This is a genomic window from Streptomyces sp. Y309, assembly GCF_056712025.1.
Genome location: NZ_CM160048.1, coordinates 4,720,605 through 4,735,414 on the forward strand (window position 1 = coordinate 4,720,605; position 14,810 = coordinate 4,735,414).

The following is a 14,810-nucleotide window of genomic DNA, read 5'->3' on the forward strand; positions in this document are numbered from 1 at the left end:
GCTTTCGGCCCGTGTTCGACCGGCCGGCCGCCGTTGCCGACCGTCCTCTCCGGCGCCGGTTGCCATTGCCACGACCGGCGTCCGGACGGCTACTCCGGTGGGTGCTCGGGCCCTCCGTAGTCCGGACTCGAGAAGTCCGGGCTGCTGTAGCTCGGGCGGGTCCCCGTGGTCGAGCCGCCGTCCGGGCTGCTGAACCCCGGCCTGTGATAGCCGAGTTGGGGCATGCGCCCGGCCGGACCGGGCGACGACGCACGGGTCGCGGACGCCGCCGTGGCGTCCGGATCCGCGAGCGCGTCGCGCAGGAACGGCAGCACGCCACGCTCCAGGAGCGCCTGGCACCAGGCTTCCCTGGCCCGCTCCAACTCCTCGTTCCGCTCATGGTGCGAGCCTGCCTGGAGGGAGGTGGAGCCGTTGCGCAGGGCGGTGAGGAGCAGGCCGACCGCGGCGACCAGGATGGCGCCCGCCGTGAGCGCGCCGAACAGCCACCCGGCGGTGAGCAGGGTGTCCGCGAAGGCGGGCTCGGGGTCGAGCATCTTCAGGATGTAGCCGACGAGCAGGAAGATCGCGGCGGCCGTCCCGGCGAGGACGGGCGCGAGCACCGCGATCACGGCGACCAGTCCGGCACCCGCGGTCTCGGTGACCTCGCCCATGGTGGTGGCGAGGCTGATACCGCCGGTTCCGGATTCGGTCGAGCTGGAACGTGATCCGCTCCCTTCACGGACCGATGAGGACGATGAAGGCCCGGGGTCGCGCAGTTCCTCACGGACCTTCACGTAGTGGTGATACTCGGCCGCGGCGGCGGCCGTGATCAGTGCGGTGGCGTTGAGAGCCATCGTGCGCAGCTGCTCGGTGTTGAGTCGCTGGCCCACCGCGGCCAGCTCCGGGTGGTTCGGTGCGGTGCGCAGCGCCTCATCGAGGACCCGCTCGTACTGGGGGCGGTCCTCATTGAGCAAGTGTGGAGCGCTGTTCATGTGCATCCCCCGATGCTCCGTAGGGCTTGGGGCTCGCATGGCTACGAGCCGTCGGGCAGAAACGGAGGGGAGCCTGCTACGGATAAGCCGATGGTAGAGCGGTGACGGCACGCGGTGACAGGGGTTAACCAGAATTGGCCCTCTGGCCAGCGAAATCCTGTTAAGGGGCACGTGCCCCGCACACGTTCGCTATGAACGTTCAGTCGTCCAGCGGAAGCCGGCAGACCAACAGCTTTCCGGCCATGGTCACGCCGCCGTCCATGGCGATGGCGAGGCCGTCGGCGTAGATGTGCGGGCCCTCGATGACCGGTCGGCCGTCATCGTCGCCGTCGTACTCGGAGCCGACTTCGCCGAGGAGGTACGGGATGGGGCTGTGGCCGTGGACGATGCGGCTGCCGCCGTAGACGTCGAGGAGTTCGCGTACGGCGGCGGCGCCGGAGTCGTCGCGGAAGGCGAAGCGTTTGGTGAACTTGCGGAACAGGTCCCAGTACTCGTCGGGGTCGTTGCGGGTGAGGGCCTCGTGGATGGTGTCGTTGACGTCCTCGATGGAGTCGCCGTAGTCGAGGTAGGCGGTCGTGTCGGAGTGCACGAGCAGGTGCCCGTCCTCCTCGACGATGGCGTCGAGCCGGGCCATCCACTGCAGGTGGTGGTCCTCCAGGCGCTCCATGTCGGTCTTCTGACCGCCGTTGAGGAGCCAGGCGGCCTGGAACGTGGCGGTGCCCGCGCCGGAGTTGACCGGAGTGTCGCCGAACTTCTTGGCGCCGATGAGCAGCAGCTCGTGGTTGCCCATGAGTGCCTTGCAGTAGCCGCCGGCGGCCGCGGCCTCGGCGGAGAGGCGCATCACCAGGTCGATGACGCCGATGCCGTCGGGCCCGCGGTCGGTGAAGTCGCCGAGGAACCACACCCGCGTGTTGCCCGCGGCCCAGCTCCCGTCCGCGTCGATCAGACCCTCGGCGGCGAGGGCGGCGACGAGCTCGTCCAGGTAGCCGTGCACGTCGCCGACGACGTACAGCGGGCCCATGCCGCCGGGGTCCGGGGCGGGCGGCGGCTCGGGCATCTCACGCACCTCGACCTGCACGGTGTCACCGCGGTTGATGACCGGCAGGTCCCGCTCGGTGGGCGTGTATCCCTCGGGGGCCTCACCGGCGGACCCGGGGTGGGGGGCGGCGGCCCGCGCCAGGGCGGGGTGGGTGAGGGCCGGGGCCGGGGCGGAGGGCTGCTGCGGTTGTACGGGAGTCTGCGGCTGTACGGGGGGCTGTTGCTGTACGGGAGCCTGCGGCTCCAGCGGCGGCTGTACGGAAGCCTGCACCGCCTCCACATGCGGCTGTACGGAAGCCTGCTGCGGCCCTACGGACGCGGGGGCGTGGGACTGCACGGGCGGAACCGAGCGCTCCACCGGGCCGCCCTGCTCCACCGGGCCGCCCTGCGCGGGCACCTGGGCGCCGAACCCGGGCGCCTGGGACACGCCCCGATCCTGCCCGGAAACGTGCGCCGGGGCGGCGGGTTCCTGCCCACGAACCTGGGCCTCGGCCTCGGCCTGGGCGTGGTCCACCCCGGCACCCTGCTCCTGCCCCTGCGCAGCATCCGCGGCGGCCTGGCCGGTCTCACGGACGCCTTCATAGACGTACGCGGGCACGCGGAAGTCGCGCAGCGTCGCCGTCCGCACCTCGGGTCCCTGACCGGCCCCCTGAGTCATCGACCCCTCCACCACCATCGCGCCGCATCTGCACCGGGATCGGACTGCCTGGTCGCAGCGGCCCGCGGTGTCGTCCGCCCATCATAGGAATGCGGCTGTCGCTGTGTGGTGCACCAGGGGTGGTGAATCGGTGCGGAGCCCCAGTTCACCGCGGTTTTCTCCCGAATTGGCCCGAGGTTTCCCACGGTTTACCCGCAGGTGGCGGGCCTCGGGCCGATCGGTGGGAAGGTCAGCCGTGACCGGGCGACCGGGGCGGGCTGACCGTCGTACGTGGCGGACGTCGCTCGGACGAGGTGCGCACGATCAGTTCGGTCGGTATCACCTGCTCGATGGGCCGACCCGCGTCGAGACCTTCGATGGCGTCGATGAGGAGCTGGACGACCGCGGTCCCGATGCGCCGGGGCTTCAGCGAGAGGGTGGTGATCGGCGGTTCGGTGGTGGCGTACACGGTGGACTCGCTGCAGCACACGAGGAGCAGGTCGTCCGGTACCCGCAGGCCGTAGCGGCGGGCCGCGGCGAGCAGGTCGGTGCCGTTGGGGTCGAACAGGCCGTAGACGGCGTCCGGCCGATCGGGCCTGGCGAGCAGCCGGTCGGCCGCGACGGCGCCCGCGCACGGGTCGTGCGCCGGGTAGGACTCGTACACCGGGTCCTGTCCCACGCGCTCGCACCAGCGCAGATAGGCGGTCGTGGAGAGATGGGTGTACGTGTCCGTGGTGGTGCCCGTGAGCAGGCCGATGCGGCGCGCTCCGGCCGCCGCCAGATGCTCCAGGATCCCCAGGACCGCGGCCTCGTGGTCGTTGTCGACCCAGGCCGTGACCGGCAGCGACCCGGCGGGACGCCCGTCGGAGACGACCGGAAGGCCCTGCCGCACCAGCTCGCTGACCACCGGGTCGTGGTCGGACGGGTCGACGACGACCGTGCCGTCGAGCGCGACGTTCGACCACACGTCGACCGGGCTGCGGCGCGAGGTGGCGGGGAGGATGACCAGGGCGTAGCCCCGGGCGAGGGCGGCCGAGGTCGCGGCTCTCGCCATCTCGGCGAAATACGCGAATTCCGTGAAGGTGAAAGGTTCATCCCCGTACGTCGTCACGGTGAGGCCGATGAGGCCCGACTTTCCGGTACGGAGGGTTCGGGCCGCGGCCGACGGGCGATAACCCAGGCGGTCGGCGACCTCGCGGACATGGCGTCGCGTGGCATCGGGCAGCCGGCCCTTGCCGTTGAGCGCGTCGGAGACAGTCGTGATGGAGACACCGGCTGCGGCGGCGACGTCTCTGATGCCCGCTCGGCTCTGCCGGTTGCCCCGGCGGGAGGTCTCCGCTCGGCTCACCTGGTGCTTCCCTGCTGCTGTCATGGCGAGCCGATAGTAGGGCTCATGGGGGTGGGTAGTGCGGACGCATATGCACCCGTTGACAGGCACGTTTCTGCATGGCGGAAAGCCCTCAATGGCCTTGGAAAACAAGGGAGTTGGGCCTCTGGGTAGGCATCGCTCCCTTGTCGTCGCGCGGAGGCCTGCCAAATGACCCAGGTCTCGAAGAGGTCTCAACTCACCTCTATGGGGGACGCGCGCCACGGAGCGAGCCACCGGCGCGTGCCGGAGCGGGGAGCGCTCCCCCCTGTTTCGGGCGCTGCCGCCCCCTGGGTGACGGCTTCCGGTGTACGTCCCCGGGCGGCGGTGCGTACGGTGGCCGTGGGCCGTGGGTGGCCGCGTCCCACGGCCGCCGCTCGCCCGGCCCGGAGCCGTCAGCCCATTCGCAGGGGCGGCCAATCCTCATAAGGTGAGAATCATTGAAGTCGGGATGATCACTGAGGATCACGAAGATCACTAGGAGGACCGCGGTGAGCGAGACGAGCCCCAGGCTGCGCGCCGAGCTGGAGGGTATCCCCACCTACAAGCCGGGCAGGCCTGCCGCCGCCGGCGGTCCGGTGGCCTACAAGCTGTCCTCGAACGAGAACCCGTACCCGCCGCTGCCCGGCGTCATGGAGACCGTGCTGGCCGCGGCCGGGAGCTTCAACCGCTACCCCGACATGGCCTGCACGGCCCTGATGAGCGAGCTGGCCGACCGCTTCGGCGTGCCCGTCTCGCACGTCGCCACCGGCACCGGCTCCGTCGGCGTCGCCCAGCAGCTGCTGCAGGCGACCGCGGGCCCGGGCGACGAGGTGATCTACGCGTGGCGCTCCTTCGAGGCGTACCCGATCATCACGCAGGTCAGCGGTGCCGCGTCGGTGCGGGTCCCGCTGACGTCGGGCGAGGTGCACGACCTGGACGCGATGGCCGCCGCCATCACCGACCGCACCCGCCTCATCTTCGTCTGCAACCCCAACAACCCCACTGGCACGGTGGTTCGCCGGGCCGAGCTGGAACGTTTCCTGGATCGGGTGCCGAGTGACGTCCTCGTGGTGCTCGACGAGGCGTACCGGGAGTTCATCCGCGACCCCGAGGTGCCGGACGGCATCGAGATCTACCGCGACCGCCCGAACGTCTGCGTGTTGCGTACGTTCTCCAAGGCCTACGGTCTGGCGGGGCTGCGGGTCGGCTTCGCGGTCGGTCATGAGCCGGTGGCCGCCGCGCTGCGCAAGACGGCGGTGCCGTTCGGTGTGAGCCAGCTGGCGCAGGACGCGGCGGTGGCCTCGCTGCGCGCCGAGGACGAACTGATGGGCCGGGTCGGCGCGTTGGTGTCCGAGCGCTCGCGCGTGGTCGACGCGCTGCGCGACCAGGGCTGGACGGTGCCGGAGACGCAGGCGAACTTCGTGTGGCTGCGGCTCGGCGACCGTACGGCCGACTTCGCCGCGGCGTGCGAGGAGGCCGGCGTGGTGGTGCGGCCGTTCGCGGGCGAGGGGGCGCGGGTCACCATCGGCGAGACCGAGGGCAACGACATCTTCCTGCAGGCGGCCGAGGCGTTCCGCAAGGAGCTTTAGGCTTCCGCGGTCGGCTGGGGGCTCGGTCGGCCTGGTCGGCGTGAGACCTGGGCCCGGGCGGCGTGAGACCTGGACCCGGTCGGCCCGGGCGGCGTGAGGCCTCGGTCGGCCTGGCCTATTCGGCGCGTTCCACGCGCACGGGATCGCCGTCGCGCACGGTGGCGAGCAGGCTCGGATCCCCGTCGATCCGGCCGAGCAGATTGCACGGACTCGCGAGGCGGCACTCGTCGCCTCGCGAGATCGGCGTGGGGCCGTACGGCAGGGCAAGGGCGTCGCCGTCCGGCCAGAATGCCACTGTCCCGGGTTCCACGACCTGCTGGGCGCCGTCCTCGCGCGGGACACTGACGCCGGCGTCGAAGTAGACCTCCTCGCCCCAGGTGGCGGCGGTCGCGGACAGCGGCAGGGCCGCGCTCAGCGCCTGGGTGGTGGGGGTGTCCCGGAGCGTCGCCGTGAGGTGCCCGGCGGGCCAGGAGATCCGTATCCGCAGGCCGGACGGCGCGGGCGGCGGCGGTGTCGGCTGTGTCTGCATGCCGCGGATTCAACAATATGTTGAAGCTTTTGAGAAGGGGTTCCGTCCGCCCGCGCGGGGTTCCGGCCCGGCTTGCCGGGATTTTCAGCAGCCCCCTTCGGGGGCGCAACCACCCCCACGCCCAGGCGGCGATCTGCCCCCCGCGCGCCCCCGGAATGCCCCGTTCCCCGGGGTAAGGGGACCCCCCTTTCGACCGTCGACAGCTCGTGCGCCATAATGCTTGTGAATGTGAACGCGTTCACAAGCGTGTCCCAGTTGCTCCAGGGATGTCTGTGACATAAGGGGCAAACTGCCCGCTATGACCACGGCACGTAAGGAGAAGTCGACGTGGACCTGGCTCTGGCGCCGGAAACACTGGCGCGATGGCAGTTCGGCATTACCACCGTCTATCACTTCCTCTTCGTCCCCCTGACGATCTCCCTGGCCGCCCTCACGGCGATCCTCGAGACGGCCTGGGTACGGACGGGCAAGGAGCACTACCTCAGAGCCACCAAGTTCTGGGGCAAGCTGTTCCTGATCAACATCGCGATGGGCGTCGTCACCGGCATCGTGCAGGAGTTCCAGTTCGGCATGAACTGGTCCGACTACTCGCGCTTCGTCGGCGACATCTTCGGCGCCCCGCTGGCCTTCGAGGCCCTGATCGCCTTCTTCTTCGAGTCGACCTTCATCGGCCTGTGGATCTTCGGCTGGGACAAGCTGCCGAAGAAGCTGCACTGCGCGACGATCTGGATGGTCTCCATCGGGACAGTCCTGTCGGCGTACTTCATCATCGCGGCGAACGCCTTCATGCAGCACCCGGTCGGCTACAAGATCGCGGAGCGGGACGGCGTGAAGCGCGCCGAGCTCACCGACTTCTCCAAGGTGCTCTTCCAGGAGACGACGCTCGTCAACTTCTTCCATGTCATAGCGGCGTCTGTCCTGGTCGGCGGTGCCTTCATGACCGGCATCGCGATCTTCCACCTGCGCAAGAAGCAGCACACCCGCACCATGCGGATGTCGCTGCGGGTCGGCCTGGTCACCGCGTTCGTCGGCACCCTGCTCACCGTGGTCAGCGCCGACACGCTCGGCAAGGTGATGTACGAGCAGCAGCCGATGAAGATGTCGGCCGCCGAGGCCCTGTGGGAATCCGAGAAGCCCGCCCCGTTCTCGCTCTTCGCGTACGGTGACGTCGCCAAGGGCCACAACAAGGTCGCCATCGAGATCCCCGGGATACTGTCCTTCCTCGCCAAGAACAACTTCAGCTCCGAGATCCCGGGCATCAACGACATCAACAAGGAGTCGCAGGAGAAGTTCGGGCCCGGCGACTACCGGCCCAACATCCCCACCGCGTACTGGTCCTACCGCTGGATGATCGGCTTCGGCGGGGTCTCGATGATCCTGTGCACCGCCGGACTCTGGCTCACCCGGCGCAAGTTCTGGCTCGCGCCGGAGCACCGCACCGGCGAGGACGACGTACCGAAGCTGATGCTCACCAAGAACAGGGAGCTCGCGCCGAAGCTCGGGTCCTGGTGGTGGCGGCTGTCGCAGTGGACGCTGATCTTCCCGCTCATCGGCACCGCCTGGGGCTGGATCTTCACCGAGACGGGCCGCCAGCCCTGGGTCGTCTACGGCGTCCTGAAGACCGAGGACGCGGTCTCCCCCGGCGTCTCGCAGGGCGAAGTGCTCACCTCGCTGATCGTCTTCACGCTCATCTACGCGATCCTCGCCGTCATCGAGGTCCGGCTGCTGCTCAAGTACGTCAGGAAGGGGCCGCCGGAGCTGACCGAGGCCGACCTCAACCCGCCCACCAAGATCGGCGGGCCGCCCGGCGGGGCGAGCGCGGACACCGACGCCGAAGCCGAGGCCGACCGGCCCATGGCCTTCTCGTACTGAAGGAGGTAGACGCACATGGAACTTCACGACGTCTGGTTCGTCCTCATCGCCGTCCTGTGGATCGGCTACTTCTTCCTCGAAGGCTTCGACTTCGGGGTGGGCGTCCTCACCAAGCTGCTCGCCCGTGACCGGACCGAGAAGCGGGTCCTGATCAACACCATCGGTCCCGTGTGGGACGGCAACGAGGTGTGGCTGCTCACCGCGGGCGGCGCGACCTTCGCGGCCTTCCCCGAGTGGTACGCGACGCTGTTCTCCGGCTTCTATCTGCCGCTGCTGATCATCCTGCTCTGCCTGATCATCCGCGGTGTCGCCTTCGAGTACCGGGCGAAGCGGCCCGAGGAGCGCTGGCAGACCAACTGGGAGCACGCGATCTTCTGGACCTCGCTGATACCGGCGCTGCTGTGGGGCGTGGCCTTCGGCAACATCGTGCGCGGCGTGAAGATCGACGCACATAAGGAGTACGTGGGCAACTTCTGGGATCTGCTCAACCCGTATTCGATCCTGGGCGGACTGGTCACCCTCACCCTCTTCACCTTCCACGGCACGGTGTTCACCGCGCTGAAGACGGTGGGCGACATCCGGATGCGGGCGCGCAAGCTGGCGCTCGCCCTCGGCCTGGTCACCGCGGTGCTCGCGCTCGGTTTCCTCGTCTGGACCCAGGCCGACAACGGCGACGGCAAGAGCCTGGTCGCGATGATCGTGGCGGTGGCAGCCCTGGTGGCGGCCGTCGTGGCGATCAAACTCGGGCGCGAGGGCTGGTCGTTCGCGTTCTCGGGTCTGACCATCGTCGCGGCCGTCGCGATGCTCTTCCTGACGCTCTTCCCGAACGTCATGCCGTCGTCGCTGAACGAGGACTGGAGCCTCACGGTCACCAACGCCTCGTCGACCCCCTACACCCTGAAGATCATGACCTGGTGCGCGGGCATCGCCACGCCGATCGTGCTGCTCTACCAGTCGTGGACCTACTGGGTGTTCCGCAAGCGGATCGGTACGCAGCACATCGCACCGGAACTTCCGGTCGACGGCGCGCACTGAGCCAACTCTCCGTACGTCCATGGTCCTTGGGAGGGTGTGTTTCACGTGAAACCGATCGACCCGCGCCTGTTCCGGTACGCCCGCGCCACGCGTTTCTTTCTGGCCGCCGTGGTGGTTCTCGGCCTGGCCGGCGCGGGGTTGGTCGTCGCCCAGGCCATGCTGATCGCCGAGATCGTGGTGGGCGGCTTCCAGCACGGCTTCGCCGTCGGCGACTTGGGGACGCCGCTGGCCCTGCTCGTGGCCGTGGCCATGGGCCGGGCGGTGGTGGCCTGGCTGACCGAACTCGCCGCGCACCGGGCGAGCGCGGCGGTCAAGTCGGAGCTGCGGGGGCGGCTGTTGGAGCGGGCGGGGGAGCTCGGCCCCGGTTGGCTGACCGGCCAGCGGACGGGGTCCCTCATCACCCTGGCCACGCGGGGCGTGGACGCGCTCGACGACTACTTCTCGCGCTATCTGCCGCAGTTGGGGCTCGCGGTGGTGGTGCCGGCGGCGGTGCTGCTGCGCGTGGTCACCGAGGACTGGGTGTCGGCGGCGATCATCGTGGGGACGCTGCCGCTCATCCCGGTCTTCATGATGCTGATCGGCTGGGCCACACAGGCCCGCATGGACCGTCAGTGGCAGCTCCTCTCCCGGCTGTCGGGGCACTTCCTCGACGTCGTCGCGGGGCTGCCGACGCTGAAGGTCTTCGGCCGCGCCAAGGCGCAGGCCGACTCGATCCGGAAGATCACGGGTGAGTACCGGCGGGCGACGATGCGGACGCTGCGCATCGCGTTCCTGTCGTCGTTCGCCCTGGAGTTGCTCGCCACGATCTCGGTGGCGCTGGTCGCCGTCACCATCGGCATGCGGCTCGTCCACGGTGACATGGAGCTGTACGACGGTCTGGTGATCCTGATCCTCGCGCCCGAGGCGTACTTGCCGCTGCGGCAGGTGGGTGCGCGGTACCACGCGGCGGCGGAGGGGCTCGCGGCCGCGGAGGAGATCTTCGCGGTGCTGGAGACCCCGGTTCCGGCCGGGGGTACGGAGGCGCTGCCCGGGGGCGGTGCGGTGGGCGTGACCGTGGAGGGGGTGACGGTCCGGTACCCCGGGCGGGCGGGCGATGCCGTTTCCGGGGTGTCGTTCGCCGTCGAGCCCGGGGAGACGGTGGCGCTGGTGGGGCCCAGCGGGTCGGGCAAGTCGACGCTTCTGAACGTGTTGTTGGGCTTCGTGCCGCCGACGGAGGGGCGGGTGCTGGTCGGCGGGGCCGAGCTGGCCGAGGTTTCCCTGGAGGGGTGGCGGGAGCGGGTCGCCTGGGTGCCGCAGCGGCCGCACTTGTTCGCCGGGACCATCGCGGAGAATGTGCGGCTTGCCCGGCCCGGGGCGGACGACGCGGCCGTCGTGGACGCGCTGCGTGCGGCGGGGGCCTGGGAGTTCGTGGCCGGGCTGCCCCGGGGCGTCGAGACCGTCCTGGGGGAGGACGGGGTCGGGCTCTCCGCCGGGCAGCGGCAGCGGGTCGCTCTGGCGCGGGCGTTTCTGGCCGACCGGCCTGTGGTGTTGCTGGACGAGCCGACGGCTGCGCTGGACGGGGAGACCGAGGCGGGGGTGGTCGAGGCCGTCCGGAGACTGGCCGTTGGGCGGACAGTGGTGTTGGTGGTGCATCGGCCTGCGTTGCTGGCTGTCGCCGACCGGGTGGTCGGGGTGGGCGTTGCACTGGAGGGTGCCGTCGGCCGGGGGCTGTGCCCACCCTTCCCCAAGCTCTCGGCTTCGCTCGAGCAGGGGATGCCCCACTCGCCCTGCGGCACGAATGCCCACAACGGAACCGGCAACGATGACGTCGACCTCGGTAGCGCGGTGGCTGCCCCCCGCGGGGACGGCGGCGTCGTCGGCGACGGCGTTGTGGCACAGGAAGAAGGGGCGGGTGGGTGGGGAGAAACCCGCCCGCAGGGCGGGGTGTTGGCTCGGGTGCGGGCTGCGGCGCGGGAGCGCAGGGGCAGGTTGGCGTTGGCGCTGCTGCTCGGCAGCCTCGCGCTGGGGAGTGCTGTGGGGCTCATGGCCACGTCCGGGTGGCTGATTTCGCGGGCGTCGGAACAGCCCCCGGTGATGTACCTGATGATCGCCGTCACGGCGACCCGCGCCTTCGGCATCGGAAGAGCCTGCTTCCGCTACGCCGAGCGCCTCGTGTCGCACGACGCGGTCCTGCGGATGCTGGCCGACACCAGGGTCGCCGTGTTCCGGCGCCTGGAACGCCTCGCCCCCGCGGGCCTGCGGAGCACCCGCCGCGGCGACCTGCTCTCCCGTCTGGTCGCCGACGTGGACGCCCTCCAGGACTACTGGCTGCGCTGGCTGCTTCCGGCCGGCGCCGCGGCCGTCGTCAGCGCCGGAGCCGTCGGCTTCACCGCCTGGCTGCTCCCGGAGGCGGGCGCCGTCCTGGCCGTCGGCCTGCTGGCCGCGGGCGTCGGCGTGCCCCTGGTGAGCGGCGCCGTGGCCCGCAGGGCGGAGCGCAAGCTGGCCCCTGCGCGCGGGGTGCTCGCCACCAGGGTGGCCGATCTGCTCACGGGTACGGCCGAGTTGACGGTCGCGGGCGCCCTGCGGCGACGTACCGACAAGGCCAAGGAGGCGGACGCCGAGCTGACCCGGATCGCCTCCCGCACGGCGAGCGCCACCGCGCTCGGCGACGGACTCACCGCGCTCGCCACCGGCCTCACCGTGGCCGCGGCGGCGCTCGTCGGCGTCCAGGGCGTGCACGACGGTCGGCTGAGCGGCGTCGCGCTGGCCGTCGTCGTCCTCACCCCGCTCGCCGCGTTCGAGGCGGTGATGGGGCTGCCGCTCGCTGTGCAGTACCGCCAGCGCGTCAGGAAGAGCGCCGAGCGGGTGTACGAGGTCCTGGACGCACCCGATCCTGTCCCGGCCCCCGCCGCACACGCGGAACCCCCGCGGACGCCCTTCCCGCTGCGCCTGGAAGCGCTGCGGGCCCGCTACGAAGGGCAGGAGCGGGACGCCCTCGCGGATGTCACCCTCACCCTGGAGCGCGGGCGCCGCGTCGCCGTCGTCGGCCCGTCCGGGTCCGGCAAGACGACGCTCGCCCACGTCCTGCTGCGCTTCCTGGGCGCGGACGCCGGGACGTACACGCTGGGCGGCACGGACGTGTCGGCGCTCGACGGCGACACCGTGCGCCGCTTCGTCGGCCTGTGCGCGCAGGACGCGCACGTCTTCGACAGCTCCCTGCGCGAGAACCTGCTGCTCGCGCGGAGGGGCGCGAGCGACGACGAGCTGTACGGGGCGCTCGCGGGCGCTCGGCTCGACGGCTGGGTGCGGTCCCTGCCCGACGGGCTCGACACGCTCGTCGGCGAGCACGGAGCACGCCTCTCCGGAGGCCAGCGGCAGCGCCTCGCGCTCGCCCGCGCCCTGCTCGCCGACTTCCCCGTCCTCGTACTCGACGAGCCCGCCGAACACCTCGACCTGCCGACCGCCGACGCCCTCACCGCCGACCTGATCGCGGCCACCGAGGGCCGTACGACGCTGCTCATCACGCACCGTCTCGCCGGACTCGACAAAGTTGACGAGGTGCTTGTCCTGGAGGAGGGACGGGTGGCGCAGCGCGGTACGTACGCGGAGCTGGTGGCCGTCGACGGGCCGCTGCGGCGGATGCGGGAACGGGAGTCGGCGGCGGATCTGCTGACCGGGGTCGGCGGCTGATGAGGGTGGCCCCGGTGCGTGCGGCGAGTGGCTGAGGCGGATGGCCCCGGTGCGCGCGGCGGGCGGTTGAGGCGGGTGGCCGCCCACGACGGCGCCGCCGCCCGCCGTGCTCACCGAGGCCCCGTGAAGGCTCGACTTTCCCTGGCAAATCGGACTAACTACGCTCGGGGCATGCCCGTCCCCCCGGCCTCCGCTCCCGTCCCGCGCCCCGAAGGCACCCCCGAGGTCGCCCCGGGCGCGGAAGCCACTTCGGGCGCCGCAGTCACTCCGGGCGCCGCAGTCACCCCGGGCACCGAAGGCATCCCGGACTCGGCGGAGGTGGCGGCCCGGGCGACCCGCAGCCTCCAGGGGCTGTCCACCGAGCTGACCGCGCGCGTACCGCAGCTCCTGGAGGCGATGCGTTCCGTCGGCACCGGGCTCGAACTGCACACCACCCTGGACCGCATCTGCGACACCGCGGCCGAGCTCACGGACGCCCGCTACGCAGCGATCGGCGTCGTCTCCGAAGACGGCGAGGGGCTCTCCGACTTCGTCTACACCGGCATCGACGAGGCCACCGCCACCCACATCGGACGCCTCCCCGACGGCCACCGCGGGCTGCTCGGCGCGCTCATCCACCAGCCGGAGACGCTGCGCCTGGCCGACCTCGCCACCGATCCGCGCTCCTGCGGCTTCCCCGCGCACCACCCGCCGATGCGCAGCTTCCTGGGGGTGCCGATCCGCGTCCAGGGGGAGATCTTCGGCAACCTGTATCTCACCGAGAAGCGCGGCGGGGGCGAGTTCAACGAGTACGACGTGCACATGGTGCGCGTGCTCGCCACGGAGGCCGGCATCGCGATCGGCAACGCGCGCCTGTACGAGGCCGCCAAGCAGCGCGAGCGGTGGATCGACGGCTCCGTGGCGGTCACCACGGCGCTGCTCTCCGGTTCCGACGCGGAGGACGCGCTCGCGGTCGTCGCCGAGCAGGCGCGTCATCTGGCCGACTCGGCGGCCGGGATCGTGCTGCTGCCCGACAAGGAGGGCGGCATGGAGATCGTCGCCGTGTCCTCGGACGAGCCCACCGGGGCGCTCGGCGTGGTGGTGCCTCCGGAGAGCCGCATCATCGCCGACCTCCTCGACGGGCACGCCGTGTTCATCGACGACGCGGCCACGGACCCGCGGATCATGACCGACCTCGCGCGGAACTACGGGCCCGCCATGATGCTGCCCCTGCAGAGCGACGGCCGGGTCCTGGGGACGCTGGTGACGCCCCGCGCGCGCGGGGCACGCCCCTTCACGGAGGCCGAGCGGACCCTCGCCACCCAGTTCGCCTCGCAAGCCGCGCTGGCGCTGATGATGGCCGAGGCGCAGCGCGACCGGGAGCGGCTCGCCGTCTACGAAGACCGCGACCGCATCGCCCGCGACCTCCACGACCTCGTCATCCAGCGGCTCTTCGCCACCGGGATGATGCTGGAGAGCGCGCAGCGGCGGTCCGTCGTGCCGGAGGTGCAGCGGGGCGTCGGCAAGGCCGTCGACGAGCTGGACGTGACGATCCAGGAGATCCGCACGGCGATCTTCGCGCTCCAGCAGGGGCCCGCCGAGGCGCCCGCGGGACTGCGCACCCGCGTCCTGCGCGAAATCAACATGGCGGCCGTGCCGCTCGGCTTCAAGCCTGCCCACCACTTCGTGGGCCCCGTCGACGCGGTCGTCGGCGAGCTCACCGGCAAGAACCTCATCGCGGCGCTGCGCGAGGCCCTGTCGAACGCCTTCCGGCACGCGCACGCCGCCCGCATCGACGTCGTCGTCGACTCCACGCTGATCCTGCCGGACGGGCAGCGGGGCGTACGCCTGACCGTCGCCGACGACGGCGTCGGCATCACGGAGGGCGGCCGCCGCAGCGGCCTGAAGAACCTCAAGCGGCGCGCGGAGTCGCTGGGCGGCGACAGTTGGTACGGCCCCGGCATCGGGGAGGACGGCGGCGGGACGACGGTCGTGTGGCAGGCGCCGTACTGAGTTCCCGTCGGCACTGAGGTTCCGGGAGCGGTCTGTTCGGGGGTACTCGCGTGCTCCGTACGGATCAACGGTTCCCCCACGCGTACGAGTTCCCCGGGCGCGCCGCGCGCGTGCGGGCCACGATCCGGGA

Annotated in this window: 9 protein-coding genes; 5 read left to right on the forward strand and 4 right to left on the reverse strand. The window is 71.2% G+C overall.

Going from position 1 to position 14,810, the window contains the following annotated elements; all coding sequences use genetic code 11:
* Nucleotides 1-89: 89 nt before the first annotated feature.
* From AC0KTA_RS19020 to AC0KTA_RS19030, 3 genes are all read right to left on the reverse strand, one after another.
* Nucleotides 90-977: a hypothetical protein gene (locus tag AC0KTA_RS19020; protein ID WP_481049429.1), complete on the reverse strand. Its 888-nt coding sequence runs from the start codon at nucleotides 975-977 to the stop codon at nucleotides 90-92.
* A 193-nt stretch (nucleotides 978-1,170) separates the two neighbouring features.
* Nucleotides 1,171-2,256 (reverse strand): metallophosphoesterase family protein, encoded by a 1,086-nt coding sequence (locus AC0KTA_RS19025; protein ID WP_481056475.1) that lies wholly within the window; start codon nucleotides 2,254-2,256, stop codon nucleotides 1,171-1,173.
* A 640-nt stretch (nucleotides 2,257-2,896) separates the two neighbouring features.
* Nucleotides 2,897-4,018: a LacI family DNA-binding transcriptional regulator gene (locus AC0KTA_RS19030; protein ID WP_481049430.1), complete on the reverse strand. Its 1,122-nt coding sequence runs from the start codon at nucleotides 4,016-4,018 to the stop codon at nucleotides 2,897-2,899.
* A 485-nt stretch (nucleotides 4,019-4,503) separates the two neighbouring features.
* On the opposite strand from AC0KTA_RS19030, the gene hisC reads away from it, so the two are divergent.
* Nucleotides 4,504-5,583, forward strand: a complete 1,080-nt coding sequence (gene hisC, locus AC0KTA_RS19035) for a histidinol-phosphate transaminase (protein WP_481049431.1) — start codon at nucleotides 4,504-4,506, stop codon at nucleotides 5,581-5,583.
* A gap of 115 nt (nucleotides 5,584-5,698) precedes the next feature.
* On the opposite strand, the gene AC0KTA_RS19040 is transcribed toward hisC, so the two are convergent.
* Complete coding sequence (locus tag AC0KTA_RS19040; protein WP_481049432.1) at nucleotides 5,699-6,112, reverse strand: cyclophilin-like fold protein; 414 nt, start codon at nucleotides 6,110-6,112, stop codon at nucleotides 5,699-5,701.
* 327 nt (nucleotides 6,113-6,439) lie between these two features.
* On the opposite strand from AC0KTA_RS19040, the gene AC0KTA_RS19045 reads away from it, so the two are divergent.
* The 4 genes from AC0KTA_RS19045 to AC0KTA_RS19060 all read left to right on the forward strand — a co-directional run bounded on the left by AC0KTA_RS19045 (nucleotide 6,440) and on the right by AC0KTA_RS19060 (nucleotide 14,680).
* Complete coding sequence (locus AC0KTA_RS19045; protein ID WP_481049433.1) at nucleotides 6,440-7,984, forward strand: cytochrome ubiquinol oxidase subunit I; 1,545 nt, start codon at nucleotides 6,440-6,442, stop codon at nucleotides 7,982-7,984.
* A gap of 15 nt (nucleotides 7,985-7,999) precedes the next feature.
* Nucleotides 8,000-9,019, forward strand: coding sequence for a cytochrome d ubiquinol oxidase subunit II (gene cydB / locus AC0KTA_RS19050; RefSeq protein WP_481049434.1), 1,020 nt, complete (start codon nucleotides 8,000-8,002; stop codon nucleotides 9,017-9,019).
* Nucleotides 9,020-9,064: 45 nt separating this feature from the next.
* Entirely contained in the window at nucleotides 9,065-12,688 is a 3,624-nt protein-coding gene (cydD, locus tag AC0KTA_RS19055; RefSeq protein ID WP_481049435.1) for a thiol reductant ABC exporter subunit CydD, read from the forward strand.
* Nucleotides 12,689-12,859: 171 nt separating this feature from the next.
* Nucleotides 12,860-14,680 (forward strand): GAF domain-containing sensor histidine kinase, encoded by a 1,821-nt coding sequence (locus AC0KTA_RS19060; RefSeq protein WP_481049436.1) that lies wholly within the window; start codon nucleotides 12,860-12,862, stop codon nucleotides 14,678-14,680.
* Nucleotides 14,681-14,810: the final 130 nt, after the last annotated feature.